The following is a 25,058-nucleotide window of genomic DNA, read 5'->3' as shown; positions in this document are numbered from 1 at the left end:
TTAGTTATGAAGCAGGATCATACTTATATTCGGAGGTTTACGGTATAATGAGCAAGTTAACTGGTTTTTTCAAAGACGTTGTCTCGGAAATGAGAAAAGTCAGCTGGCCGAGACGTAAAGAATTAACGCGTTACACAATTGTTGTTCTTTCGACAGTCCTATTCATGGCAGTTTACTTCGGACTCGTTGACCTTGGTATTTCACGAGTGTTGGAATGGTACATTGCGTTATAATAAAGCACTATAAATATTCCCCTTGAAAAATATCCCGTCTGACAGTATGAACGGGATTTTTCAATTGTCTAAATTCCAACGTCTTTAGTTCAGGCGCATGCGTTTTTATTTAATTGTAGGGAAAAAGGAGGGACGGACGTTTAGTCCTCGTCACTATGGATATGGAAAAAAATTGGTATGTCGTTCATACGTACTCCGGTTATGAAAATAAGGTGAAAGCCAATCTGGAAAAACGTGTTGAAACGATGGGTATGTCTGACAAAATCTTCCGCGTTGTCATCCCGGAAGAAGAAGAAACAGATTTCAAAGACGGTAAGAAACGTGTTCTTCTCAAAAAGACTTTCCCGGGTTATGTTCTTGTGGAAATTATTATGACGGACGACTCCTGGTATGTTGTACGTAATACACCGGGCGTAACGGGTTTCATCGGTTCGTCAGGCGGCGGCGCCAAACCGACACCGTTACTTCCTGAAGAAGTTGATTTCATCCTCAAACAAATGGGTGTGAAAGAGCGTAAAGTTGAGATTGACTTCGCGCTTGGCGAAATGGTTGAAGTACTTGAAGGACCATTTGCGAACTTCCAAGGTAAAGTGGAAGAAATCGATGAAGATAAAGGTAAAGTAAAAGTATCTGTCGATATGTTCGGCCGAGAGACAAATATGGAACTCGACTTCGAACAAGTTCGAAAAATATAAACGTTTACCACTTGCATATATCGCGAAATAGTGGTATCATTTCAAAGGTCAGACTGTAAACAAATGGTCTGGACGAACTATCAAATTCTACCGGCGTAAGTCGGCAGGCACATATGAGTGGGAGGGGCAACCCTATTACCACATCACGGACTTAAGGAGGTGTGTCTCGTGGCTAAAAAAGTCATTAAGGTTGTTAAATTGCAAATTCCTGCAGGGAAAGCGAATCCGGCTCCACCAGTTGGACCGGCGTTAGGACAAGCAGGTGTGAACATCATGGGATTCTGTAAAGAATTCAATGCGCGTACTGCAGATCAAGCAGGTCTTATAATTCCTGTTGAAATCTCTGTATTCGAAGACCGTTCATTTACTTTCATTACAAAAACTCCACCTGCAGCAGTTTTGCTGAAGGTTGCAGCTAATCTTACAAAAGGTTCAGGTGAACCGAATAAAAAGAAAGTTGCTACTGTAAAACGTGATAAAGTTCGCGAAATTGCAGAACAAAAGATGGAAGATTTAAACGCGGCGTCAGTTGAAGCAGCGATGGCAATGGTTGAAGGTACTGCTCGCAGTATGGGAATCACGATCGAAGACTGATCATGATTTTATAAATCAATAGTTGTTTGTAGTGGGGGTTGCGCTTGTTCTCCGGAGCACGCAACCCTTATTCGTGGGAGGTTTAACCCGTTAAAACCACAATCGAGGAGGAATTTTTAAATGGCTAAAAAAGGTAAAAAGTTCACAGAAGCTGCAAAGCTAGTTGAACACATGAAAGCATACGGCGCTACTGAAGCGATCGAACTTGCGAAAAAAACGAGCACAGTTAACTTTGACGCAACAGTCGAAGTTGCATTCCGTCTTGGAATCGACACTCGTAAAAATGATCAACAAATCCGTGGGGCAGTTGTACTTCCAAACGGTACTGGTAAAACTCAACGTGTTCTTGTTTTTGCTAAAGGTGAAAAACTTAAAGAAGCTGAAGCTGCTGGTGCAGACTATGCAGGCGATGCAGAATATATTGCTAAAATTCAAGCAGGTTGGTTCGAATTTGACGTTATCGTTGCAACACCTGACATGATGGGTGAAGTAGGGAAAATTGGTCGTGTTCTTGGGCCAAAAGGACTTATGCCTAACCCGAAAACAGGAACAGTAACATTTGATGTAGCGAAAGCTGTAGCAGAAATCAAAGCAGGTAAAGTTGAATACCGTGCAGACAAAGCTGGAATCATCCACGCTCCAATCGGAAAAGTTTCATTCGACGATACTAAGCTTGCGGAAAACTTCGCAACTGTTTTTGAAACTGTTCTTAAAGCGAAACCAGCTACTGCAAAAGGAACTTACATGAAGTCGGTTAACATTACGACGACAATGGGTCCTTCTGTAAAAGTTGATCCTTCAAGCGTAGCAGTTAATAAATAATATTGACAAACAGATAATCTTTTGTTAAGATGATTTTTGTTGTGAATATAACCATTTGTACCGTAGACAGCAGGAGCGCATGCCGCTTAAATATTCCTGCCGAGGACAAGACGCTCTTTTTCTTTTAAAAGATGACGACTTTTCAGCCCTCAGTCTACTTTTGTAGATTGAGGGCTTTTCATACCGGTATAAGTGACCCAAACTTTTTAGGAGGTGTCCAAATGAGCACAGTATTAGAGGCAAAACAAGCAGTGGTTGGTGAAATTACAGATAAGTTGAAATCAGCTGCATCTGTAGTAGTAGTTGACTACCGTGGTCTTACAGTCGGTCAAGTTACCGAACTTCGTAAACAGCTTCGTGAAGCGGGTATTGACTTCAAAGTTTACAAAAACTCGATGTCACGTCGTGCTGCTGAAGCTGCAGGACTTGAAGGGTTGAACGAACACCTAACAGGCCCGAACGCGATTGCATTTTCAAACGAAGACGTTGTTGCTCCTGCAAAAATCCTTAACGATTTTGCAAAGAAAAACGACAAGCTTGAAATTAAAGCTGGCGTAATCGAAGGTGTACTTGCATCAGAAGAAGACATTAAAGCATTGGCGGAACTTCCGTCACGCGAAGGTCTACTTTCTATGCTTCTCAGCGTACTTCAAGCTCCAATGCGCAACTTTGCGCTTGCAACAAAAGCAGTTGCAGAGCAAAAAGAAGAACAAGGCGCTTAATAAAGCAGCCTGAAATACCACTTGCGGGTTAAGCCCGACAAAAAAGAATATTAGGAGGAAATTATAATGACTAAAGAAAACATCCTTGAAGCGATCAAAGAAATGACAGTACTTGAACTAAACGACCTTGTAAAAGCAATCGAAGAAGAATTTGGCGTAACTGCTGCTGCACCTGTTGCAATGGCTGGTGCTGGTGCTGCTGCTGAAGAAGAGCAAACTGAATTCGACGTAATTCTTACTGCTGCTGGACAAGAAAAAATCAAAGTTATCAAAGCAGTTCGCGAAATTACAGGCCTTGGCTTGAAAGAAGCGAAAGCGGTTGTTGATGAAGCTCCTAAAGCAATCAAAGAAGGCGTTTCTAAAGACGAAGCTGAAGAAATCAAAGCTAAACTTGAAGCTGTAGGCGCGGGCATCGAAGTTAAGTAATTTTTAATAATGAAGAAAAGCTCGTCAGATTTGGACGAGCTTTTCTTTGTTTTTTTATCTGGACTTGTGATAAACAAGTCATTTAACCGATAGTGTACGTGCGCTATCTTCTTTTTGTGTTATAAGTCTCTATACGAGGGGGAAGACTGGTATGTCTGAACATTATTACTCGGGAAATCCGAAAGTGAAGAGTAATCCGAAAGAGTGGTCTGCAGAGTTACGCGGAAGAACATTCCGATTCAAAACGGATGCTGGTGTGTTTAGTAAAGGTGAAGTGGATTTCGGTTCGCAGCTTTTGGCTGATGCTTTTGTCTTACCGGAAACGGAAGGGTTAATTCTCGACATTGGTTGTGGGTATGGTCCAATTGGGTTATCGATTGCCGCATCTTTTCCGGAACGGAGCGTTCACATGGTCGACGTGAATGAACGTGCACTCGCTCTTGCTGCGCATAATGCAAAACAAAAAGGCATATCAAATGCAGAGATTTATCCAAGTGATGCATTATCCGATGTCACGGCAGAGGGGTTTGCTGCAATTTTGACGAATCCGCCTATCCGTGCAGGAAAAGAGACGGTATTCAAGTTCTACGAAGGCGCTTTTTTGAAACTTAAGGTTGGCGGTGAGTTGTGGATCGTCATTCAAAAGAAACAAGGTGCACCTTCAACGATAAATTGTTTGACAGAGCTTTTTGGCAACGTTGAGACTGTTGTTAAGAAGAAGGGTTATTATATTTTGAGAGTCCAAAAAAATTGACTCGATAGTAATGATATGGTAATGTTATAAAATGCATAAATTATTATAGTGCGGTCGTATGCCCTTTTGCATGAATAATGGAAATGAAAGGCATACTGACAATGTATAAAAGATGGTAAAACCGAAAATGAGCTCTTGCCAGAACTCGTTTTCTTTTTGTTTTTTCGATATCATACACTATTTTTGTGGTTTCGCAAAGAACTAATATTGTTTTATAAGGGGTGAAAGAGTTGACAGGTCATTTAGTTCAGTATGGTCAACACCGTCAGCGGAGAAGTTTCGCACGGATCAGCGAAGTGCTCGATCTGCCGAATCTGATTGAAATCCAGACGGCATCTTATGAGTGGTTCTTAGAAGAAGGACTGCTGGATATGTTCCGCGATATTTCTCCGATTCAAGACTTTACGGGAAATCTATCGTTGGAGTTCATCGATTATACTCTTGGGGATCCTAAATACCCCGTTGAGGAATCGAAAGAGCGTGATGTTACGTTTGCAGCACCGCTCCGTGTAAAAGTACGTCTCCACAATAAAGAGACGGAAGAAGTAAAAGAGCAAGATGTCTTTATGGGTGATTTTCCACTTATGACGGAAAATGGTACATTTGTTATTAATGGTGCGGAGAGGGTTATTGTCTCCCAACTCGTCCGGTCTCCAAGTGTTTATTACAGCGACAAAACGGACAAAAATGGTAAACGTGGTTTCGGTGCAACTGTTATCCCGAATCGCGGTGCTTGGCTTGAGTACGAAACAGATGCAAAAGATGTTGTTCACGTCCGTATTGATCGGACGCGTAAGTTGCCGGTTACAGTACTCCTTCGTGCACTCGGATTCTCATCCGACCAGGAAATCATTGATTTAATCGGTGATAATGAGTATCTGCGCAACACACTGGAAAAGGACAACACTGAAAGCTCTGAAAAAGCATTGCTTGAGATATACGAGCGTCTTCGCCCGGGTGAACCACCAACACTAGATAGTGCGAAGAACCTCTTGTTCTCACGATTTTTCGATGCAAAACGGTATGATTTAGCGAATGTGGGTCGCTATAAGATGAATAAGAAGCTTCATGCACAAAATCGCTTGTTCAACCAGGTTGTCGCTGAAACACTTGTCGACCCTGAAACTGGTGAAATACTGCTTGAAAAAGATCAACTCATCGACCGCCGTGCATTAGACCGTCTTCTTCCGCATTTGGAAAAAGGAATCGGTTTCGAAGAGATTACTCACGCAAGTGGTGTTCTTGACGAAAAGATAACAATCCAGTCCATCAAAATATATTCTCCGAAAAGCGAAGAGAAACAAGTAATCAACGTAATATCGAACGCGTATGTCGATGATTCTATCAAGCATGTAACGCCGGCAGATATCGTTGCTTCAATTAGTTATTTCTTCAACCTTCTTCATGGCGTGGGTAATACGGATGATATCGATCATCTCGGTAACCGTCGTCTGCGTTCAGTGGGTGAACTTCTTCAAAACCAGTTCCGTATCGGGCTTTCTCGTATGGAACGTGTCGTAAAAGAACGTATGTCCATTAATGATACGCAGTCAATCGTACCGCAACAGCTGATTAATATTCGCCCCGTTATCGCATCTATTAAAGAGTTCTTTGGTAGTTCTCAACTTTCTCAGTTCATGGATCAGACGAATCCGCTTGCCGAATTAACGCATAAACGCAGGCTGTCTGCACTTGGACCTGGTGGTTTGACAAGGGAACGTGCAGGTATGGAAGTACGTGACGTACATTACTCCCATTACGGACGCATGTGTCCAATTGAAACACCAGAGGGACCGAATATCGGACTGATTAACTCGCTTTCTACGTTTGCGAAAGTGAATAAGTTTGGATTTATTGAAACACCATACCGGAAAGTTGATCCTATTTCTGGTCGGGTCACTTCTAGAATCGATTACTTGACTGCGGATGTAGAAGATAACTACGTCGTAGCACAAGCAAATGCAGTTCTTGCAGAAGATGGTTCTTTCGTTAGTGAAGGAGTCGTCGGTCGTTTCCAAGGGGATAACACTGTCTTTAAACGCGAACAAATTGACTACATGGATGTTTCGCCTAAACAAGTAGTTTCTGCGGCAACAGCATGTATTCCATTCCTTGAGAATGATGACTCGAACCGTGCCCTTATGGGAGCGAACATGCAACGTCAAGCAGTCCCTCTTCTCAATCCGGAATCACCTTTCGTAGGAACTGGTATGGAACACATATCAGCACGCGATTCAGGTGCAGCTGTACTTGCTAAGTTTGATGGAATTGTCGAACATGTCGAGGCTAGAGAAATACGTGTTCGTCGTATTGAAACGGTTGATGAAAAAGAAGTGAAAGGCGATCTTACAATATATCGTCTTGAAAACTTTATCCGATCTAACCAAGGTACATGTTATAACCAACGTCCAATTTGTAGTGTAGGGGATCGCGTTAAACCGCTTGATATTCTTGCAGATGGTCCTTCGATGGAGCAAGGGGAGCTAGCGCTAGGTCGCAACGTCTTGATGGCATTTATGACATGGGACGGCTACAACTATGAGGATGCAATAATCATGAGCGAACGTCTTGTGAAAGATGATGTATATACTTCGGTCCATATCGAAGAATACGAGTCTGAAGCGAGAGATACGAAACTCGGGCCTGAAGAAATTACGCGCGACATTCCGAACGTAGGTGAAGATGCGCTTCGTAACTTGGACGACCGTGGAATCATTCGTATCGGAGCAGAAGTTCGTGATGGTGATATTCTTGTCGGGAAAGTTACACCAAAAGGCGTAACTGAACTGACTGCCGAAGAAAGACTTTTGCATGCGATTTTCGGTGAAAAAGCACGTGAAGTCCGTGATACATCCCTCAAAGTACCGCATGGCGCTGGTGGGATTGTTCTAGACGTGAAAGTGTTTAATCGTGAAGATGGCGATGAATTGCCGCCGGGCGTTAACCAATTAGTCCGCGCGTACATCGTCCAAAAACGGAAAATTTCCGTTGGGGACAAAATGGCGGGACGTCACGGAAACAAAGGGGTTATTTCTCGCATTTTACCTGAAGCGGATATGCCTTACTTACCGGACGGCACACCAATTGACCTTATGCTTAACCCGCTTGGTGTACCATCACGTATGAACATCGGACAGGTTCTTGAAATGCACCTTGGTATGGCATCTCGTACTCTCGGCATCCATATGGCGTCGCCCGTATTTGACGGAGCGAATGAGGCGGATGTTTGGGAAACGATGGAAGAAGCAGGGATGGACCGTGATGGAAAAACAGTACTATATGACGGTCGTTCAGGTGAAGCTTTCGATAACCGTGTATCAGTAGGTGTCATGTATATTATTAAACTGGCCCACATGGTTGACGATAAGCTTCACGCCCGTTCAACAGGACCTTACTCACTCGTCACACAACAACCACTGGGCGGTAAAGCTCAGTTCGGTGGACAGCGTTTCGGTGAGATGGAAGTGTGGGCACTTGAAGCCTATGGAGCAGCTTATACGCTTCAAGAGATTCTGACTGTGAAGTCGGATGACGTTGTAGGACGTGTGAAGACGTACGAAGCAATTGTTAAAGGTGAAAGTGTTCCGCAACCAGGTGTTCCAGAATCCTTTAAAGTTCTTATAAAAGAACTTCAAAGTCTTGGTTTAGATGTTAAGATGCTGTCGATTGATTTTGAAGAAATCGAATTACGCGATCTTGATGAAGACGATGATATGCAACCAACAGATGCTTTGAATCTTATAAAAGAAAATCAGCCTGTTTGATTAGCCTAGTGAATGATATAAATGAATCTAGGGGAAAGTTAACATTTTCCCCTTTCTCTTTTGAACATAAAGTGTGCGCTTGCTCGGAAAAGCCAATTGCAGCGATAAGACTAGAGGGAGGTAGGCTCCTTGATAGATGTAAACAATTTTGAGTATATGAAAATAGGGCTTGCTTCATCTGATAAGATCCGTTCATGGTCATATGGTGAAGTGAAAAAGCCGGAAACAATTAACTACCGTACGTTGAAACCTGAAAAAGATGGTCTGTTCTGTGAACGTATTTTTGGACCTACAAAAGATTGGGAATGTCATTGTGGTAAGTATAAACGCGTTCGTTATAAAGGCGTCGTTTGTGACCGTTGTGGAGTAGAAGTGACGCGTCAAAAAGTCCGCCGTGAACGTATGGGACATATTGAATTAGCAGCTCCAGTAACACATATTTGGTACTTCAAAGGAATTCCAAGCCGAATGGGTCTTATTCTTGATATGACACCACGTGCTCTGGAGGAAATTATCTATTTCGCGTCTTATGTAGTCGTTGACCCTGCGGATACTCCGCTTGAAAGAAAGCAACTGCTTTCTGAACGGGAATACCGTATCTACCGCGAAAAGTATGGTTCTAAATTCCAAGCGCTCATGGGCGCTGAAGCGATTGAACGTCTTCTTGCTGCTATCGAACTTGAAAAAGAAATGGAGTTCTTGAAAGAAGAATTGAAAACAGTTCAAGGACAACGTCGTACGCGTGCAATCAGACGCCTAGAAGTTGTTGAAGCATTCCGTAACTCAGGCAATAAGCCTGAATGGATGGTTCTTGAAGTGTTACCAGTTATCCCACCAGAACTTCGCCCGATGGTACAACTTGATGGTGGACGATTTGCAACATCCGACTTGAACGACCTGTACCGAAGGGTCATCAACCGGAACAACAGATTGAAACGCCTATTAGATTTGGGAGCACCAGGGATCATTGTTCAGAACGAGAAGCGGATGCTGCAAGAAGCAGTCGATGCGCTCATCGATAATGGTCGTCGTGGCCGTCCGGTTACAGGACCTGGTAACCGTCCGCTTAAATCCCTTTCTCATATGCTGAAAGGTAAGCAAGGACGTTTCCGTCAAAACTTACTAGGAAAACGTGTTGACTATTCTGGTCGTTCCGTTATCGTCGTTGGACCTAACCTGAAAATGTATCAGTGTGGTCTGCCGAAAGAAATGGCGATTGAACTGTTTAAACCGTTTGTTATGAAAGAACTCGTTGAACGAGGTCTTGCACATAACATTAAGAGTGCCAAACGTAAAATTGAACGCCTTCATTCAGAAGTGTGGGACGTTCTTGAAGAAGTCATCAAGGAGCATCCGGTCTTATTGAACCGTGCCCCGACGCTCCACCGACTTGGTATTCAAGCATTCGAGCCAATCCTTGTAGAAGGACGTGCGATTACGCTTCACCCACTGGTTTGTACAGCTTATAACGCTGACTTTGATGGTGACCAAATGGCAGTCCACGTTCCGTTATCCGCTGAAGCACAAGCGGAAGCGCGTCTACTAATGCTAGCAGCACAAAACATTTTGAACCCGAAAGACGGGAAACCAGTCGTTACGCCTTCTCAGGATATGGTTTTAGGGAACTATTACCTTACACTGGAACGTAAAGGCGCTTCAGGAGAAGGTAGCTCATTCCGTGATGCGGACGAAGCACTAATTGCTTATCATAACGGTCACGTGCATCTTCATTCACGTATCGCTGTTCAGGCAAGGTCTCTGAATAACCCTACTTTCACAGAGGAACAGAATGCCAAACTTCTAATAACGACAGTCGGAAAAGTGATTTTCAACGAGATTTTGCCGAAATCGTTCCCGTATATTAACGAGCCGTCAGACTTCAACTTGCAAACTGAAACACCAGACAAGTATTTTGTTTCTGGGACTGTCAATATAAAAGAACATGTTGCTGAACAGGAACTAATTGAACCATTTAAGAAAAAGATCCTTGGAAATATCATCGCGGAAATCTTCAAGCGTTTCCATATTACAGAAACGTCAAGAATGCTTGACCGCATGAAAAATCTTGGATTCAAATATTCTACTCGTGCAGGAATTACAATTGGTATATCCGATATTGTCGTCTTGCCGAATAAAGATGCAATCTTAAGTGAAGCACAAGAAAAAGTAGATAAAGTGTTACAACAATTCCGTCGTGGTCTTATTACAGAGGAAGAGCGATATGATCGCGTTATCTCTTACTGGAGCCATGCTAAGGATGTAATCCAGGATAAACTTATGGATTCACTTGATCACTCAAACCCAATTTACATGATGAGTGACTCGGGGGCGCGGGGTAACGCATCTAACTTTACGCAGCTTGCTGGTATGCGTGGTCTGATGGCCAATCCGGCCGGCCGAATCATTGAATTACCAATCAAATCGTCATTCCGTGAAGGTCTGACAGTGCTTGAGTACTTCATCTCGACACACGGTGCTCGTAAAGGGCTTGCGGATACGGCTCTTAAGACGGCTGACTCGGGTTACTTGACACGCCGACTTGTTGATGTTGCGCAAGACGTAATTGTCCGTGAAGACGATTGTGGTACAGATCGCGGATTGGATATTGGAGCACTTATGGATGGAACGGAAGTAATCGAAGGTCTGGATGAACGTATCGAAGGCCGTCACACGAAGAAAACGATTTATCATCCTGAAACAGGCGCTTTGATTCTTAAACGAGATGGCTTGATTACTGCTGATGCAGCTCGTGCCATTTTGGATGCGGGACTTGAACAAATTACAATTCGTTCTGCTTTCACTTGTAATACGAAACACGGCGTTTGTAAATTATGTTACGGCATTAACTTGGCTACTGGTGAAACAGTTGAGGTTGGTGAAGCGGTTGGTATTATCGCAGCACAATCTATCGGTGAGCCAGGTACACAGCTTACAATGCGTACGTTCCATACAGGTGGAGTTGCGGGGTCTGATATAACACAGGGTCTTCCACGTATCCAGGAAATTTTCGAATCACGTAATCCTAAAGGGGTTGCAGTTATTTCGGAAATCAAAGGACAAATCACTGAAATCGATGAAATACGTGAAGGTCAGAAAGAAATTACGATTGAAGGCGAAGTAGAAACGCGTAAATATCTGACGCCATACAACGCCCGCCTTAAAGTTGATGTCGGTGATATGATTGACCGGGGTGAAGTTATAACAGAAGGTTCTATCGATCCGAAAGAACTGATTGTTGTCAAAGACGTCGTTACCGTTCAAGTCTATCTATTGAAAGAAGTTCAAAAAGTTTACCGTAGCCAGGGTGTTGAAATCGGTGATAAGCACATTGAAGTAATGGTTCGCCAGATGCTTCGTAAGGTGCGCATCATCGAAGCAGGGGACACGGATCTATTACCGGGTTCACTACTCGACATCCACCAATTCTCAGATGCAAATGCGGAAGTACTAAAAGTTAATAAAATTCCGGCGACTTGTCGTCCTGTTATTCTCGGTATTACGAAAGCTTCACTTGAAACGGAATCCTTCTTATCGGCAGCATCATTCCAAGAGACAACTCGTGTCTTGACAGATGCAGCTATCAAAGGGAAAACGGACGAGTTACTCGGCTTGAAAGAAAACGTTATTATCGGGAAACTTGTTCCAGCTGGAACAGGAATGCAACGTTACCGTCATATCGTAATGGAGCAAGAAAAAGAAAAAGCTACAACTAAGTAAGTTACGGTACTGTAACTTAAACTGAAAACGGGGGAATGCGAAAGTAACTCCCCCGACTTTTCGTTTATGTGTTGACAGTTCACTTTAAAGGTGATAAAATACAAAAGGTTGATAGTTGGATGTCTGTACTTTGGAGGATATGGAAATGTCTTATGAAAAAGTCGAGCAGGCAAAGAAAACAATCATTGGTACAAAGCAGGCAGTGAAAGCAATCCGTGCAGGGATAGTGATAGAAATTATTATTGCGCAGGATGCAGAAGAACGGATTATTGCTCCAGTAATGGAGGAGGCCAAACTTCATGACATTCAAGTCACGTATGTTGATTCGAGAGAAAGACTCGGAAATGCATGTGGGATTCAAGTCGGTGCAGCTGTGGTTGTGATTACTGATTAATAGTTTTTGTGCATTGAAGCACAAAGACTTTGTTTTTACCCCAAAAATGAACCACCTGGATGTGTGGTCTTACAAAAGAAGTTCGAAAGGAGGAAATACCGATGCCTACAATTAATCAATTGGTTCGTAAACCACGTAAGTCAAAAGTGGCAGGATCTAAATCACCAGCACTCGGAAAAAGTTATAACAGCTTCAAAAAGTCAATGACAAACGTAAACTCACCACAAAAAAGAGGTGTTTGTACGCGTGTTGGTACAATGACACCGAAAAAGCCAAACTCGGCTCTTCGTAAATATGCACGTGTACGCTTGACTAACCAATTGGAAGTCAATGCATACATCCCTGGTGAAGGTCACAACCTTCAAGAGCACAGTGTTGTTCTACTTCGCGGCGGACGCGTAAAAGACTTACCAGGTGTTCGTTACCACATCGTTCGTGGAGCACTTGATACAGCTGGTGTAACTGGCCGTTTGCAAAGCCGTTCTAAGTACGGAGCTAAAAGACCTAAAGTTAAAAAAGGCTAATTAAAACAATTACGATTGATGGTTATTTAAGCGGAAAACGCTTAAAAACTTTGAAAGGAGGAATACAACATGCCACGTAAAGGCCCTGTTGCAAAACGTGACGTACTTCCGGATCCGATTTATAATTCGAAGCTCGTTTCACGTCTAATTAATAAAATGATGGTGGATGGTAAAAAAGGTACATCTCAGAAAATCCTCTATGGTGCGTTCGAGCTTGTGAAAGAACGTTCTGGGAAAGATGCACTTGAAGTATTCGAAGCGGCACTTACTAACGTAATGCCAGTTCTTGAGGTTAAAGCACGCCGTGTAGGTGGAGCAAACTATCAAGTACCAGTTGAAGTACGTCCTGATCGCCGTACAACTCTTGGACTTCGTTACCTTGTTAACTACTCACGCACACGCGGAGAAAAAACTATGGTAGAACGTCTTGCGAATGAAATCCTTGATGCTTCTAACAACACTGGTGCTTCTGTGAAACGCCGTGAAGAAATGCACAAAATGGCTGATGCTAACAAAGCATTCGCTCACTATCGCTGGTAAGATTCAGCAATTTATTACTACTCTAATCCGAGACGGAAGGAGATCATATCATGGCTAGAAAATTCTCCTTAGAGAATACACGTAACATTGGTATCATGGCTCACATCGACGCTGGTAAAACGACGACGACTGAGCGGATTCTATATTATACTGGTAAAATCCACAAAATTGGAGAAACGCACGAAGGTGCATCTCAAATGGACTGGATGGAACAGGAGCAAGAGCGCGGAATCACAATCACTTCAGCTGCTACAACAGCTGAGTGGAAAAACCACCGCGTAAACATCATTGATACTCCAGGTCACGTAGACTTCACTGTTGAAGTTGAACGTTCACTTCGTGTTCTTGATGGAGCTGTAACTGTACTTGACGCTCAATCGGGCGTTGAACCACAAACAGAAACAGTATGGCGTCAAGCGACTAACTACGGCGTACCGCGCCTAGTTTTCGTAAACAAAATGGACAAAACTGGTGCTGATTTCCTTTATTCAGTAGGTACACTTGTTGACCGTCTTGGAGCAAACGCTCATCCAATTCAATTGCCAATTGGTGCAGAAGATACTTTTGCAGCGATTATTGATTTAGTTGAAATGAACGCAGTTTACTATGGCGACGATACGGGTCTAAACGCTGAAATTAAAGAAATTCCAGCAGAACATCTTGATCAAGCTAACGAATACCGTGAAAAGCTAATTGAAGCGGTTGCTGAATTTGATGAAGCTCTTATGAACAAATTCTTGGATGAAGAAGAAATTACAAACGCAGAAATCAAACAAGCGATTCGTAAAGCGACATTGGCTGTTGAATTCTATCCGGTTGTATGTGGAACTGCTTTCAAAAACAAAGGTGTACAACTTGTTCTTGATGCTGTTATCGATTACCTTCCATCACCACTTGATATCCCGCCTATGAAAGGGACAGATCCTAATACTGACGAAGCTATTGAGCGTCACTCAGACGACTCAGAGCCGTTCTCGGCACTTGCTTTCAAAGTTATGACGGACCCTTATGTTGGTAAATTAACATTCTTCCGTGTGTATTCTGGTGTTCTTCAATCAGGATCATACGTACAAAACTCTTCAAAAGGTAAGCGTGAACGCGTAGGACGTATTCTACAAATGCATGCTAACTCTCGTGAAGAAATTTCTGAAGTACATTCAGGAGAAATTGCTGCTGCAGTTGGACTTAAAGATACAGGAACTGGCGATACACTTTGTGAAGCTAGTGCACTTATTATTCTTGAGTCAATGGACTTCCCAGAACCAGTAATTTCACTTTCTGTTGAACCTAAAACAAAAGCCGACCAAGATAAAATGGGTATGGCTCTTGCTAAGCTTCAAGAGGAAGACCCGACATTCCGCGCACATACAGACCAAGAAACTGGAGAAGTAATCATCGCTGGTATGGGTGAATTACATCTTGACGTTCTTGTAGACCGTATGCGCCGTGAATTCAACGTAGAAGCTAACGTCGGAGCACCACAAGTATCTTATCGTGAAACATTCCGCGCTTCGGCGGAAGTTGAAGGTAAGTTTGTGCGTCAATCCGGTGGACGTGGACAGTTTGGTCACGTTTGGATTGAATTCTCTCCTAACGAAGAAGGAAAAGGATTCGAATTCATTAACAACGTTGTCGGTGGATCAGTTCCACGTGAATATATCCCTGCAGTAGAAGCTGGTATCCGTGATTCACTTGATAATGGTGTAATTGCTGGTTATCCTTTGATTGACATTAAAGCTCGTCTATTCGACGGTTCTTATCATGATGTCGATTCCAATGAAATGGCGTTTAAAATCGCTGCATCTATGGCATTGAAAAACGCTGTATCAAAAGTTAACCCAGTTCTACTTGAACCAATGATGAAAGTAGAAGTAACTATTCCTGAAGAGTATATGGGAGACATCATGGGCGATATCACTTCCCGACGCGGCCGCGTTGAGGGAATGGACGCGCGCGGTAACGCGCAAGTTGTTCGCTCTATGGTTCCACTTGCTAATATGTTTGGTTATGCAACATCTCTACGTTCTAACACACAAGGACGCGGAAACTTCTCAATGACATTCGATCACTATGAAGAAGTGCCGAAATCAGTTGCAGAAGAAATTGTTAAGAAAAACAAAGGCGAATAATTTTTATTTTAGCCTGTAATCCATTAAATTAGTAAATAGATAGATATCGGATGTTAGAGGGGGCCCCCTTTAGCACCTATATCTATATAAAAACAAAAAAACTTTTATATTTCGAGGAGGATTTCCATAATGGGAAAAGAAAAATTCGACCGCTCCAAGCAGCATGCTAACGTTGGTACAATCGGTCACGTCGACCATGGTAAAACTACACTAACTGCAGCAATCGCAACAGTTCTAGCAAAAAGACTAGGTGGAACAGCAGCATCTTATGCTGACGTTGATAACGCACCTGAAGAAAAAGAACGCGGTATTACAATCAATACTTCACACGTTGAGTATGAAACTGCAACTCGTCACTACGCACACGTTGACTGCCCAGGTCACGCCGATTACGTTAAAAACATGATCACTGGTGCAGCACAAATGGACGGCGGAATCCTAGTTGTTTCTGCAGCTGACGGCCCTATGCCACAAACACGTGAGCACATCTTGCTTTCACGTCAAGTAGGTGTTCCACATCTAGTTGTCTTCATGAACAAATGTGACATGGTTGATGACGAAGAGCTTCTTGAGCTTGTTGAAATGGAAATTCGCGACCTTCTTTCTGAATATGACTTCCCTGGCGATGACATTCCTGTCATCAAAGGATCTGCTCTTAAAGCGCTTGAAGGCGACGAAGCATACGAAGATAAAATTATGGAACTTATGACTGCTGTTGACGAGTATATTCCAACACCACCACGTGATACTGAAAAACCATTCATGATGCCTGTTGAGGACGTATTCTCAATCACAGGACGTGGAACTGTTGCTACTGGTCGCGTTGAGCGTGGAGTAGTTAAAATCGGTGATGTTGTTGATATCATCGGTATCGTAGAAGAACCAAAAGCTACAACTGTTACAGGTGTAGAAATGTTCCGTAAACTTCTTGATTATGCAGAAGCTGGCGACAACATTGGTGCATTACTTCGTGGGGTATCACGTGATGACATCCAACGTGGACAAGTTCTTGCTAAGCCAGGAACTATCGTTCCACACACGAAATTCACATCTGAAGTTTATGTTCTTTCAAAAGAAGAGGGTGGACGTCATACTCCATTCTTCTCTAACTACCGTCCACAGTTCTACTTCCGTACAACTGACGTAACTGGTGTTATCGAACTTCCTGAAGGCGTAGAAATGGTTATGCCTGGGGATAACATTGAAATGACAATCGATCTAATTGCTCCAATCGCTCTTGAAGAAGGTACTAAGTTCTCTATCCGTGAGGGTGGACGTACTGTAGGCGCTGGCGTTGTAGCAACAATCCTTAAATAATAATTTTTTCTTAAATCCCGCCCTTTGTGGCGGGATTTTTTTGTTGCTTTGGAAACTATAAAATCGCGTTATGTGGACAAGCTACGACATAGCGGTTACTCATTTTGATCCTTGGATTTGGTGCTATGAAAAAAATCATTGACAGAAGAATTCCCCTCTGCTATCTTAATAACAATGCTTCACCACTTTAGCTGGATAAAGAAACAAATTATAGGGGGAATACAAATGAATGCGGTTATTATTGCCATTGTCGTTATGTTGGCTTTAAGTTTATTACGAGTGAACGTTGTATTAGCGCTTGTTGCAGGTGCAATTGTGGGAGGATTTACAGGAGGCTTATCGTTTAGTGAGACGATTACTTCGTTTACTGGTGGGCTTGGTAATGGTGCGACGATTGCGCTTAGTTATGCTTTGCTAGGTGGATTTGCATTAGCTATATCGAAGACGGGCATTCCGCAACTGCTTGTGGCGGCTATGTTACGGATTGTGAAGAAAGAAGGACAGCCTGATCGTACCGCTCTTGGAAAAGTCCTGATTGTCTTAATGCTTCTTGTGATGGCTTTATTCTCACAAAACCTTATTCCGATCCATATCGCATTCATACCTTTATTGGTTCCGCCAATTTTACATGTCTTGAATATGTTGAAAATAGATCGTCGTCTTATTGCATCCGTTCTTACATTCGGATTAACAGCACCTTATATCTTGCTTCCATATGGATACGGATTCATCTTTCATGAAATTCTTGCGAATCAAATGGCTGCAGCGGGTATGGCAATTGATATGGCGGACATACCAAAAGCAATGGCACTTCCTGTACTTGGTCTGTTCGTAGGTCTTCTTATTGCAATTTTCTTCTCTTATCGTAAGCCGAGAGAGTATGCGGATAAGCAAGTAGAAATCTCTGAAGAAGTGGTAGTTGTTAAAACTCGTAATATTGTCTTTACAATACTAGCGCTTATTGGCACACTTACTGTGCAAATACCGACGCAGTCTATGATTGCGGGTGCGGTTACTGGTATTGGAATTTTGTATATTACCGGAGCGCTTAAGTGGAAAGATGCTGACGGTTTAATCAATGAAGGAATGCGTATGATGGCATTTGTAGGATTTGTTATGATTGCGGCGAATGGATTTGCTGCAGTACTTCAAGAGACAGGTCATATTGTCTCGTTGGTAGAATATGCAAGCTCTGCTCTTGGGGATAATAAAGGAATGGCAGCCTTAGTTATGTTACTTATTGGATTGGTCGTTACAATGGGCATTGGTTCATCATTCGCCACAATCCCGATTATTGCATCGATTTTTGTACCACTTAGCATGGCATTTGGATTCAGTCCGTTAGCCACCATCGCACTTGTTGGAACAGCAGCGGCTCTAGGTGACGCTGGTTCACCTGCATCTGATTCTACACTTGGACCAACCGCGGGACTTGCTGTCGATGGACAACATAATCATATATGGGATACATGTGTGCCAACGTTCATTCACTACAACATTCCATTGTTGCTGTTTGGCTGGGCAACAGTAATGTTCTTTAATCAGTAATTAATAGTCCGGGATTTTAGTCTCGGACTTGCAATGAGCGGTAAAAAGAATTATAATAATAAAGTTGAGAAAAGGATTTCGCCAAAATACTTGCGTTATTCTTTTTTTATGGTATAATATTAAATGTTGGTCTTTGACTGCGATGAAGCGAGAGGTTGCCGACACACCAGGCCGCTTTGCCATGGCATGTGTGTGGGAAATTTTCGTGGAGAATGTCTATAACAAAATAGGCGCAAGGGAGGGAAAATAATGGCAAAACAAAAGATTCGTATTCGTTTAAAAGCATATGATCATAGAATTCTTGATCAATCAGCTGAAAAAATCGTAGAAACAGCAAAACGTTCGGGTGCTAGTGTATCGGGTCCGATTCCACTACCGACTGAAAGAACTGTCTACACGATTCTTCGTGCGGTGCATAAATACAAAGATTCGCGCGAGCAGTTCGAAATGCGTACTCATAAACGTCTAATCGATATCGTTAATCCGACACCACAAACTGTCGACGCTTTAATGAAACTCGATTTACCATCAGGCGTTGACATTGAAATCAAACTTTAATCGATACTAAATACAACACACATTAATTCAGGAGGTGGACTAAATGACCAAAGGAATCTTGGGAAGAAAACTCGGTATGACGCAAATTTTTGCTGAAAACGGAGATCTTATCCCGGTAACTGTGATTGAAGCTGGACAAAACGTTGTTCTTCAAAAGAAAACAACTGAAACGGACGGCTATGAAGCAATCCAAATCGGATTTGAAGATAAACGCGAAAAGCTTGCTAACAAACCTGAAAAAGGGCACGTTGCAAAAGCTGATACTGCACCTAAGCGCTTCATTCGCGAATTCCGCGAATTAGACGTTAGTGGCTACGAAGTTGGTCAAGAAGTCAAAGTTGATACTTTTGCTGAAGGCGATATCGTCGACATCACTGGTACATCAAAAGGTAAGGGGTTCCAGGGTGTTATCAAGCGTCACGGATATTCACGCGGACCTATGACCCACGGATCACGTCATCACCGCGCACCAGGTTCAATCGGATCTGTTGACGCTCAACGTGTATTCAAAGGTAAAAAAATGCCAGGTCGTATGGGTGGCAAAACAGTAACAGTTCAAAACCTTGAAATTGTACGAGTTGATCTTGAACGCAACTTGCTACTAGTTAAAGGTAACGTTCCTGGATCACGCAAATCACTTCTACAAGTGCGTAGCGCTATCAAAGGAAACTGACTACTAAAGAAAGGAGGAAACAGGAATGCCTAAAGTATCCGTATTAAATCAGGCAGGAACTTCTGTCGGAGAAATCGAACTAAATGAAGCAATCTTTGGTATCGTGCCGAATGAAGCTGTCTTATTCGAATCATTGGTCCAACAACGTGCTTCATTGCGTCAAGGTAACCATAAAGTAAAAACTCGCGCGGAAGTAGCTGGTGGCGGACGTAAACCATGGCGCCAAAAAGGTACAGGTCGTGCCCGTCAAGGTTCAATCCGATCACCACAATGGCGTGGAGGCGGTATCGTATTTGGTCCAGCTCCAAGAAGCTATAGCTACAAATTACCGAAGAAAGTCCGCAGATTGGCTCTTCTTTCAGCTCTTTCTACGAAAGTTCGCGAAGAAGATGTTATCGTTCTAGAAGGACTAACATTCAATGCACCAAAAACAAAGGAATTCATCCAAGTGCTTGCTAATCTTTCGATTAACAGAAAAGCGTTGATCGTAACTGCTGACCTAGATGAAACTTTAGCTTTGTCTGCACGTAACATCCCTGGAATCAGTGTCGTAACTGCATCAGGTATTAACGTACTTGATCTTATCGGTCACGACAAGCTTGTCATGACTAAAGCAGCAGTTCAAAAAATAGAGGAGGTGCTAGGTTAATGGAAGCACGTGATATTATTAAACGTCCGGTCATTACCGAGCGTACTTCTGAACAAATGGAATTCAAAAAGTACACTTTTGAAGTTGACACGCGCGCTAATAAAACATTTATTAAGCAAGCTATCGAAGAAGTTTTCGGTGTTAAAGTTGATAAAGTGAACGTACAGAATTACAAAGGTAAACTTAAGCGTATGGGCAAGCACTCTGGTTATACGAATAAACGCCGTAAAGCGATTATTACACTAACTGCTGACTCAAAAGACATCGAACTTTTCGAAGTTTAAGTTTAACAACTAATAGATATCTAATTATATGAAGGAGGGAACACAAATGGCGATTAAGAAATACAAACCTACCTCCAACGGACGCCGTAACATGACTACATCCGATTTTGCTGAGATTACTGCTGACAAACCGGAAAAATCATTGCTTGCACCGCTTAAGCGGAAAGGCGGCCGTAACAACACTGGTAGGATTACTGTTCGTCACCATGGTGGAGGCCACAAGCGCCAATACCGTGTCATCGATTTCCAACGCCGGAAAGATGGCATACCAGGACGCGTTGCTACGATCGAATACGATCCAAACCGTTCAGCTAACATTGCTCTAATCAATTACGTAGACGGAGAGAAACGTTACATCCTCGCTCCAAAAGGTCTTGTAGTTGGAGCAACAATTATGTCAGGCCCAGAATCAGATATCAAAGTGGGTAACTCACTTCCACTTGAAAACATTCCAATGGGTACTACAATCCATAACATCGAAATGAAACCAGGAAAAGGCGGACAACTAGTACGTTCAGCAGGAACTTCTGCACAACTACTTGGCCGTGAAGGTAAGTACGTAATTGTACGTCTTCAATCTGGAGAAGTTCGCATGATTCTTGCAGTATGCCGCGCGACAGTTGGTCAAGTTGGTAATGAGCAACACGAACTTATCAATATTGGTAAAGCAGGACGCTCACGTTGGATGGGTAAACGCCCAACAGTTCGTGGTTCTGTAATGAACCCTAACGATCACCCACACGGTGGTGGTGAAGGTAAAACTGGTATCGGTATGAAATCACCAGTTACTCCATGGGGTAAACCGACGCTTGGATATAAAACACGTAAGAAAAACAACAAATCCGACAAACTTATTGTTCGTCGCCGTAAGAAATAATTTTAATGCACTGCGGTTCAACGATTGGACCGTAGTACAAACACGGAGGGAGGTTCCAACATGGGCCGCAGCTTGAAAAAAGGACCATTTGTAGACGATCATCTTATGAAGAAGGTTGATGCACAAAAGGATTCCGAGAAAAAACAGGTTATCAAAACTTGGTCACGCCGTTCAACAATCTTCCCGACATTCATCGGAATGACAATTGCTGTATACGACGGACGCAAACACGTTCCTGTCTATGTAACTGAAGATATGGTAGGTCATAAACTTGGTGAATTCGCTCCGACGCGCACATACAGAGGTCATGGCGCCGACGATAAGAAAACAAAACGTTAATTTGAGAGGAGGTTATTTCTGATGCAACAAGCAAAAGCTACCGCCCGCACAGTCCGTATTGCTTCTCGCAAAGTCCGTTTGGTCGTTGATCTTATCCGAGGCAAAAAAATCGGTGAAGCAATAGCTATTCTACGCCTGACGCCTAAAGCGGCATCTCCGGTTGTAGAAAAAGTTTTGAAATCAGCGATTGCAAATGCTGAACATAACTACGAAATGAATGTCGAAAACCTATTCGTAAGCGAAGTATTCGTTGACGAAGGCCCGACTATGAAACGTTTCCGACCACGCGCACAAGGACGCGCGAGTGCGATTAACAAGCGTACAAGCCACATCACATTAGTGGTATCTGAAAAGAAGGAGGGATAATCCGTGGGTCAAAAAGTACATCCTAACGGTTTACGGGTCGGTATCATTCGCGACTGGGAGTCTAAATGGTTTGCAGAAAAAGACTATGCGACTTTCTTGCACGAAGATATCAAAATCCGTGAATTTATTGAAAAACGTCTTTTAGAAGCTTCTGTTTCTAAAATTGAAATTGAACGTGCTGCAAAGCGTGTTAACGTCAGCATCCACACTGCTAAGCCAGGAATGGTTATTGGTAAAGGTGGTACTGAAGTTGAAGTACTTCGTAAACAACTGAACGATATTACTGGTAAACGCGTTCACATCAACATCATCGAAATTAAACGTGCAGATCTTGACGCTAAACTAGTTGCAGAGTCAATTGCTCGTCAATTAGAAACTCGCGTATCTTACCGTCGTGCACAAAAACAAGCAATTCAACGTACTATACGTTCAGGCGCTAAAGGTATTAAAACACAGGTTTCGGGACGTCTTGGCGGTGCTGACATCGCTCGGTCGGAACATTACAGTGAAGGTACTGTTCCTCTCCATACATTACGTGCAGATATTGATTATGCGCATGCTGAAGCAGATACTACATTTGGTAAGCTTGGCGTTAAAGTATGGATTTACCGTGGAGAAGTCCTTCCAGTGAAGAAACAGAAGAACTCTGAGGAAGGAGGCAACTAATTATGTTAATGCCTAAACGAGTTAAATATCGTCGTGTATTCCGTGGTAAAATGCGCGGTACTACAAAAGGCGGAGCAACAGTTCAATTCGGCGAATTCGGTCTACAAGCGCTTGATGCGGCATGGATTACAAGCCGTCAAATCGAAGCAGCACGTATTTCAATGACACGTTACATGAAACGTGGCGGTAAAGTATGGATTAATATATTCCCGCACAAACCATATACGAAGAAGCCTCTTGAAGTCCGGATGGGTTCCGGTAAAGGTGCTGTAGAAGGCTGGGTAGCAGTTGTTAAACCTGGTCGTATTATGTTCGAAATAGCAGGTGTTTCGGAGGAAGTTGCGCGTGAAGCGCTTCGCCTAGCATCTCACAAACTTCCTATTAAAACTAAGTTTGTAAAACGTGAAGAAATTGGTGGTGAATCTAATGAAAGCTAATGAAATCCGTGACTTAACAACTGCAGAGATTGAGCAAAAGGTGAAATCACTGAAAGAAGAGCTTTTCAACCTACGCTTCCAATTAGCGACAGGTCAATTAGAAAACACTGCACGCATCCGAGAAGTACGTAAATCGATTGCGCGCATGAAAACAGTAATACGTCAAAGAGAAATCAGTGCAAATAACTGATGAAGGAGGTTGCAGCCATGACTGAGGAACGTAACCAGCGCAAGGTGTATACAGGCCGTGTCGTATCCGACAAAATGGATAAAACAGTAACTGTAATGATCGAAACACAAAAGAAACACAAACTATACGGTAAACGTGTAAAATATTCTAAGAAATTCAAGGCCCACGATGAACTGAATGAAGCGAAAATCGGTGATGTTGTTCGCATTATGGAAACTCGTCCATTATCGGCAACAAAACGTTTTCGTCTGCTTGAAGTAGTCGAAACAGCGGTCATCATTTAATAACGTTCGGAGATATAAATCCGGGAGGAGGTAGCCTCAATGATCCAACAGGAAAGTCGTATGAAAGTCGCCGACAACTCAGGCGCTCGTGAAGTACTTACTATTAAGGTATTAGGCGGTTCAGGCCGTAAAACAGCAAACATCGGTGATGTAGTTGTAGTAACAGTTAAAAAAGCAACGCCAGGTGGTGTTGTCAAAAAAGGTGAAGTTGTCAAGGCTGTTATCGTTCGCACGAAGAGCGGAGTACGCCGTAAAGACGGAACTTACATTACATTTGATGAAAATGCTTGTGTTATTATCCGTGACGACAAGAGCCCACGTGGAACTCGTATTTTCGGACCGGTTGCTCGCGAACTTCGTGATAGCAACTTCATGAAAATTATTTCACTTGCTCCTGAAGTTCTTTAATCACATGATAGTGCCAAATCAAGGAGGTGCGACAGAATGAATGTTAAAAAAGGCGATAAAGTTATGGTAATCACAGGTAAAGACAAAGGTAAAACCGGTGTGATCCTAGTTGCTTTCCCTAAAAAGGACCGTGTGCTTGTTGAAGGTGTTAACATCGTCAAGAAACATACGAAACCTAACCAGGAAAATCCTCAAGGTGGAATTATCAGCCAAGAGGCAGCTATCCATGTATCAAACGTCATGGTGATCGATCCTAAGACAGGCGAGCCTACTCGTGTAGGATACAAGATCGAAAATGGCAAAAAAGTTCGTGTTGCGAAAAAATCCGGAGAATTGCTGGATAAATAAGTAACGGATGAAAGGAGGTCCATCAGATGAGCCGTTTAAAAGACAAGTTTAAAAGCGAAGTCACTCCTGCTCTTATGAGCAAGTTTGAATATACATCAGTTATGCAAGTACCAAAAGTCGACAAAATCGTCATTAACATGGGTGTTGGTGATGCTGTTCAAAACACGAAAGCACTAGATGCGGCAGTGGAAGAGTTAACAATTATTTCAGGTCAAAAGCCTGTTGTTACAAAAGCGAAGAAATCAATCGCAGGATTCCGTCTCCGTGAAGGCATGCCTATCGGAACGAAAGTTACACTACGCGGTGAGCGTATGTATGAATTCCTAGATAAACTGATTTCGGTTTCATTACCCCGTGTACGTGACTTCCGTGGTGTTTCTAAAAAAGCATTCGACGGTCGCGGTAACTATACGCTAGGCGTAAAAGAACAACTAATTTTCCCTGAAATTGATTATGATAAAGTTTCTAAAATACGCGGTATGGATATCGTCATCGTTACGACTGCAAACTCGGACGAAGAAGCACATGAGTTATTAACGCAGTTCGGCATGCCGTTCCAAAAGTAAATAAGAGGGAGGCGTAAACGTGGCTAAAAAATCAATGATTGCTAAACAAAAACGCACACCGAAATTCGCGGTTCAGGCATACACACGCTGCGAGCGTTGTGGTCGTCCGCATTCTGTATACCGGAAATTCAAGCTTTGCCGTATTTGTTTCCGCGAACTAGCGTATAAGGGACAAATTCCTGGCGTCAAAAAAGCCAGCTGGTAAACCCCTAAATTTGGGAAGGAGGTAAATGT

Annotated in this window: 30 protein-coding genes and 1 other annotated feature; all 30 genes read left to right on the top strand. The window is 42.8% G+C overall.

Going from position 1 to position 25,058, the window contains the following annotated elements; all coding sequences use genetic code 11:
• Positions 1 to 47: 47 nt before the first annotated feature.
• Positions 48 to 233, top strand: a complete 186-nt coding sequence (gene secE / locus I2483_RS04295) for a preprotein translocase subunit SecE (RefSeq protein WP_186671416.1) — start codon at positions 48 to 50, stop codon at positions 231 to 233.
• 161 nt (positions 234 to 394) lie between these two features.
• The gene (gene nusG / locus I2483_RS04290) at positions 395 to 928 is read left to right on the top strand and encodes a transcription termination/antitermination protein NusG (protein WP_186671417.1); all 534 of its coding nucleotides are present in this window, start codon (positions 395 to 397) and stop codon (positions 926 to 928) included.
• A gap of 168 nt (positions 929 to 1,096) precedes the next feature.
• Positions 1,097 to 1,522: a 50S ribosomal protein L11 gene (rplK, locus tag I2483_RS04285; protein ID WP_067204710.1), complete on the top strand. Its 426-nt coding sequence runs from the start codon at positions 1,097 to 1,099 to the stop codon at positions 1,520 to 1,522.
• Positions 1,523 to 1,642: 120 nt separating this feature from the next.
• On the top strand, positions 1,643 to 2,344 hold the full coding sequence (rplA, locus tag I2483_RS04280; RefSeq protein ID WP_186671418.1) for a 50S ribosomal protein L1: 702 nt from the start codon (positions 1,643 to 1,645) through the stop codon (positions 2,342 to 2,344).
• 42 nt (positions 2,345 to 2,386) lie between these two features.
• Positions 2,387 to 2,534: a sequence feature (ribosomal protein L10 leader region), on the top strand.
• Between the two features lie 31 nt (positions 2,535 to 2,565).
• Positions 2,566 to 3,066, top strand: a complete 501-nt coding sequence (gene rplJ, locus I2483_RS04275) for a 50S ribosomal protein L10 (protein WP_186671419.1) — start codon at positions 2,566 to 2,568, stop codon at positions 3,064 to 3,066.
• A gap of 66 nt (positions 3,067 to 3,132) precedes the next feature.
• Positions 3,133 to 3,492 carry a 50S ribosomal protein L7/L12 gene (gene rplL / locus I2483_RS04270; RefSeq protein ID WP_207174068.1) on the top strand — a complete coding sequence of 120 codons (360 nt, stop codon included), beginning with the start codon at positions 3,133 to 3,135 and terminating at the stop codon, positions 3,490 to 3,492.
• A 151-nt stretch (positions 3,493 to 3,643) separates the two neighbouring features.
• Positions 3,644 to 4,246 carry a class I SAM-dependent methyltransferase gene (locus tag I2483_RS04265; RefSeq protein WP_207174067.1) on the top strand — a complete coding sequence of 201 codons (603 nt, stop codon included), beginning with the start codon at positions 3,644 to 3,646 and terminating at the stop codon, positions 4,244 to 4,246.
• Between the two features lie 230 nt (positions 4,247 to 4,476).
• Complete coding sequence (gene rpoB, locus I2483_RS04260) at positions 4,477 to 8,010, top strand: DNA-directed RNA polymerase subunit beta (protein ID WP_186671422.1); 3,534 nt, start codon at positions 4,477 to 4,479, stop codon at positions 8,008 to 8,010.
• Positions 8,011 to 8,139: 129 nt separating this feature from the next.
• A complete protein-coding gene (gene rpoC, locus I2483_RS04255; protein WP_207174066.1) occupies positions 8,140 to 11,727 on the top strand; it encodes a DNA-directed RNA polymerase subunit beta' in 3,588 nt (1,195 codons plus the stop codon).
• 145 nt (positions 11,728 to 11,872) lie between these two features.
• On the top strand, positions 11,873 to 12,121 hold the full coding sequence (locus I2483_RS04250; RefSeq protein WP_186671424.1) for a ribosomal L7Ae/L30e/S12e/Gadd45 family protein: 249 nt from the start codon (positions 11,873 to 11,875) through the stop codon (positions 12,119 to 12,121).
• A gap of 101 nt (positions 12,122 to 12,222) precedes the next feature.
• The gene (gene rpsL / locus I2483_RS04245) at positions 12,223 to 12,645 is read left to right on the top strand and encodes a 30S ribosomal protein S12 (RefSeq protein ID WP_186671425.1); all 423 of its coding nucleotides are present in this window, start codon (positions 12,223 to 12,225) and stop codon (positions 12,643 to 12,645) included.
• 69 nt (positions 12,646 to 12,714) lie between these two features.
• The gene (gene rpsG, locus I2483_RS04240; protein WP_186671426.1) at positions 12,715 to 13,185 is read left to right on the top strand and encodes a 30S ribosomal protein S7; all 471 of its coding nucleotides are present in this window, start codon (positions 12,715 to 12,717) and stop codon (positions 13,183 to 13,185) included.
• A 50-nt stretch (positions 13,186 to 13,235) separates the two neighbouring features.
• A complete protein-coding gene (gene fusA / locus I2483_RS04235) occupies positions 13,236 to 15,314 on the top strand; it encodes an elongation factor G (RefSeq protein WP_186671427.1) in 2,079 nt (692 codons plus the stop codon).
• Between the two features lie 129 nt (positions 15,315 to 15,443).
• Positions 15,444 to 16,631, top strand: a complete 1,188-nt coding sequence (tuf, locus tag I2483_RS04230; protein WP_207174065.1) for an elongation factor Tu — start codon at positions 15,444 to 15,446, stop codon at positions 16,629 to 16,631.
• A gap of 225 nt (positions 16,632 to 16,856) precedes the next feature.
• The gene (locus I2483_RS04225; protein ID WP_207174064.1) at positions 16,857 to 18,179 is read left to right on the top strand and encodes a Na+/H+ antiporter family protein; all 1,323 of its coding nucleotides are present in this window, start codon (positions 16,857 to 16,859) and stop codon (positions 18,177 to 18,179) included.
• A gap of 249 nt (positions 18,180 to 18,428) precedes the next feature.
• Positions 18,429 to 18,737, top strand: coding sequence for a 30S ribosomal protein S10 (gene rpsJ / locus I2483_RS04220; protein ID WP_067204744.1), 309 nt, complete (start codon positions 18,429 to 18,431; stop codon positions 18,735 to 18,737).
• A 43-nt stretch (positions 18,738 to 18,780) separates the two neighbouring features.
• The gene (gene rplC, locus I2483_RS04215) at positions 18,781 to 19,410 is read left to right on the top strand and encodes a 50S ribosomal protein L3 (RefSeq protein ID WP_186671430.1); all 630 of its coding nucleotides are present in this window, start codon (positions 18,781 to 18,783) and stop codon (positions 19,408 to 19,410) included.
• A 25-nt stretch (positions 19,411 to 19,435) separates the two neighbouring features.
• Positions 19,436 to 20,059 (top strand): 50S ribosomal protein L4, encoded by a 624-nt coding sequence (gene rplD, locus I2483_RS04210; RefSeq protein WP_186671431.1) that lies wholly within the window; start codon positions 19,436 to 19,438, stop codon positions 20,057 to 20,059.
• A complete protein-coding gene (gene rplW / locus I2483_RS04205; protein WP_186671432.1) occupies positions 20,059 to 20,343 on the top strand; it encodes a 50S ribosomal protein L23 in 285 nt (94 codons plus the stop codon). The genes rplD and rplW overlap by 1 nt, the downstream gene beginning before the upstream one ends.
• A 46-nt stretch (positions 20,344 to 20,389) precedes the next feature.
• Positions 20,390 to 21,220: a 50S ribosomal protein L2 gene (rplB, locus tag I2483_RS04200; protein ID WP_207174063.1), complete on the top strand. Its 831-nt coding sequence runs from the start codon at positions 20,390 to 20,392 to the stop codon at positions 21,218 to 21,220.
• A gap of 60 nt (positions 21,221 to 21,280) precedes the next feature.
• Positions 21,281 to 21,559 carry a 30S ribosomal protein S19 gene (gene rpsS, locus I2483_RS04195; protein ID WP_186671434.1) on the top strand — a complete coding sequence of 93 codons (279 nt, stop codon included), beginning with the start codon at positions 21,281 to 21,283 and terminating at the stop codon, positions 21,557 to 21,559.
• Positions 21,560 to 21,580: 21 nt separating this feature from the next.
• Positions 21,581 to 21,925 carry a 50S ribosomal protein L22 gene (gene rplV, locus I2483_RS04190; protein ID WP_186671435.1) on the top strand — a complete coding sequence of 115 codons (345 nt, stop codon included), beginning with the start codon at positions 21,581 to 21,583 and terminating at the stop codon, positions 21,923 to 21,925.
• A 3-nt stretch (positions 21,926 to 21,928) separates the two neighbouring features.
• Entirely contained in the window at positions 21,929 to 22,591 is a 663-nt protein-coding gene (rpsC, locus tag I2483_RS04185) for a 30S ribosomal protein S3 (protein WP_186671436.1), read from the top strand.
• A gap of 2 nt (positions 22,592 to 22,593) precedes the next feature.
• The gene (rplP, locus tag I2483_RS04180) at positions 22,594 to 23,028 is read left to right on the top strand and encodes a 50S ribosomal protein L16 (protein ID WP_186671437.1); all 435 of its coding nucleotides are present in this window, start codon (positions 22,594 to 22,596) and stop codon (positions 23,026 to 23,028) included.
• Positions 23,018 to 23,218 carry a 50S ribosomal protein L29 gene (gene rpmC, locus I2483_RS04175; protein WP_025783856.1) on the top strand — a complete coding sequence of 67 codons (201 nt, stop codon included), beginning with the start codon at positions 23,018 to 23,020 and terminating at the stop codon, positions 23,216 to 23,218. The genes rplP and rpmC overlap by 11 nt, the downstream gene beginning before the upstream one ends.
• Before the next feature lie 17 nt (positions 23,219 to 23,235).
• Positions 23,236 to 23,502 carry a 30S ribosomal protein S17 gene (gene rpsQ / locus I2483_RS04170; RefSeq protein WP_186671438.1) on the top strand — a complete coding sequence of 89 codons (267 nt, stop codon included), beginning with the start codon at positions 23,236 to 23,238 and terminating at the stop codon, positions 23,500 to 23,502.
• A gap of 39 nt (positions 23,503 to 23,541) precedes the next feature.
• Positions 23,542 to 23,910: a 50S ribosomal protein L14 gene (rplN, locus tag I2483_RS04165; protein ID WP_186671439.1), complete on the top strand. Its 369-nt coding sequence runs from the start codon at positions 23,542 to 23,544 to the stop codon at positions 23,908 to 23,910.
• 36 nt (positions 23,911 to 23,946) lie between these two features.
• Positions 23,947 to 24,258, top strand: coding sequence for a 50S ribosomal protein L24 (rplX, locus tag I2483_RS04160; protein WP_186671440.1), 312 nt, complete (start codon positions 23,947 to 23,949; stop codon positions 24,256 to 24,258).
• Positions 24,259 to 24,284: 26 nt separating this feature from the next.
• Positions 24,285 to 24,824, top strand: a complete 540-nt coding sequence (rplE, locus tag I2483_RS04155) for a 50S ribosomal protein L5 (RefSeq protein ID WP_186671441.1) — start codon at positions 24,285 to 24,287, stop codon at positions 24,822 to 24,824.
• A gap of 19 nt (positions 24,825 to 24,843) precedes the next feature.
• Entirely contained in the window at positions 24,844 to 25,029 is a 186-nt protein-coding gene (locus I2483_RS04150; RefSeq protein WP_067204781.1) for a type Z 30S ribosomal protein S14, read from the top strand.
• The last annotated feature ends 29 nt before the right edge of the window (positions 25,030 to 25,058 follow it).

This window comes from Sporosarcina sp. E16_3 (assembly GCF_017347125.1).
GTDB lineage: Bacteria > Bacillota > Bacilli > Bacillales_A > Planococcaceae > Sporosarcina.
This window is presented reverse-complemented; position numbering and strand designations above follow the sequence as displayed.

Bases quoted from the DNA above. Each gene is read 5' to 3' on its own strand.
- secE (WP_186671416.1), top strand. From the start codon at position 48: ATGAGCAAGTTAACTGGTTTTTTCAAAGACGTTGTCTCGGAAATGAGA.
- nusG (WP_186671417.1), top strand. From the start codon at position 395: ATGGAAAAAAATTGGTATGTCGTTCATACGTACTCCGGTTATGAAAAT.
- rplA (WP_186671418.1), top strand. From the start codon at position 1,643: ATGGCTAAAAAAGGTAAAAAGTTCACAGAAGCTGCAAAGCTAGTTGAA.
- rplJ (WP_186671419.1), top strand. From the start codon at position 2,566: ATGAGCACAGTATTAGAGGCAAAACAAGCAGTGGTTGGTGAAATTACA.
- rplL (WP_207174068.1), top strand. From the start codon at position 3,133: ATGACTAAAGAAAACATCCTTGAAGCGATCAAAGAAATGACAGTACTT.
- I2483_RS04265 (WP_207174067.1), top strand. From the start codon at position 3,644: ATGTCTGAACATTATTACTCGGGAAATCCGAAAGTGAAGAGTAATCCG.
- I2483_RS04250 (WP_186671424.1), top strand. From the start codon at position 11,873: ATGTCTTATGAAAAAGTCGAGCAGGCAAAGAAAACAATCATTGGTACA.
- rpsL (WP_186671425.1), top strand. From the start codon at position 12,223: ATGCCTACAATTAATCAATTGGTTCGTAAACCACGTAAGTCAAAAGTG.
- rpsG (WP_186671426.1), top strand. From the start codon at position 12,715: ATGCCACGTAAAGGCCCTGTTGCAAAACGTGACGTACTTCCGGATCCG.
- fusA (WP_186671427.1), top strand. From the start codon at position 13,236: ATGGCTAGAAAATTCTCCTTAGAGAATACACGTAACATTGGTATCATG.
- tuf (WP_207174065.1), top strand. From the start codon at position 15,444: ATGGGAAAAGAAAAATTCGACCGCTCCAAGCAGCATGCTAACGTTGGT.
- I2483_RS04225 (WP_207174064.1), top strand. From the start codon at position 16,857: ATGAATGCGGTTATTATTGCCATTGTCGTTATGTTGGCTTTAAGTTTA.
- rpsJ (WP_067204744.1), top strand. From the start codon at position 18,429: ATGGCAAAACAAAAGATTCGTATTCGTTTAAAAGCATATGATCATAGA.
- rplC (WP_186671430.1), top strand. From the start codon at position 18,781: ATGACCAAAGGAATCTTGGGAAGAAAACTCGGTATGACGCAAATTTTT.
- rplD (WP_186671431.1), top strand. From the start codon at position 19,436: ATGCCTAAAGTATCCGTATTAAATCAGGCAGGAACTTCTGTCGGAGAA.
- rplW (WP_186671432.1), top strand. From the start codon at position 20,059: ATGGAAGCACGTGATATTATTAAACGTCCGGTCATTACCGAGCGTACT.
- rplB (WP_207174063.1), top strand. From the start codon at position 20,390: ATGGCGATTAAGAAATACAAACCTACCTCCAACGGACGCCGTAACATG.
- rpsS (WP_186671434.1), top strand. From the start codon at position 21,281: ATGGGCCGCAGCTTGAAAAAAGGACCATTTGTAGACGATCATCTTATG.
- rplV (WP_186671435.1), top strand. From the start codon at position 21,581: ATGCAACAAGCAAAAGCTACCGCCCGCACAGTCCGTATTGCTTCTCGC.
- rplP (WP_186671437.1), top strand. From the start codon at position 22,594: ATGTTAATGCCTAAACGAGTTAAATATCGTCGTGTATTCCGTGGTAAA.
- rpmC (WP_025783856.1), top strand. From the start codon at position 23,018: ATGAAAGCTAATGAAATCCGTGACTTAACAACTGCAGAGATTGAGCAA.
- rpsQ (WP_186671438.1), top strand. From the start codon at position 23,236: ATGACTGAGGAACGTAACCAGCGCAAGGTGTATACAGGCCGTGTCGTA.
- rplN (WP_186671439.1), top strand. From the start codon at position 23,542: ATGATCCAACAGGAAAGTCGTATGAAAGTCGCCGACAACTCAGGCGCT.
- rplX (WP_186671440.1), top strand. From the start codon at position 23,947: ATGAATGTTAAAAAAGGCGATAAAGTTATGGTAATCACAGGTAAAGAC.
- rplE (WP_186671441.1), top strand. From the start codon at position 24,285: ATGAGCCGTTTAAAAGACAAGTTTAAAAGCGAAGTCACTCCTGCTCTT.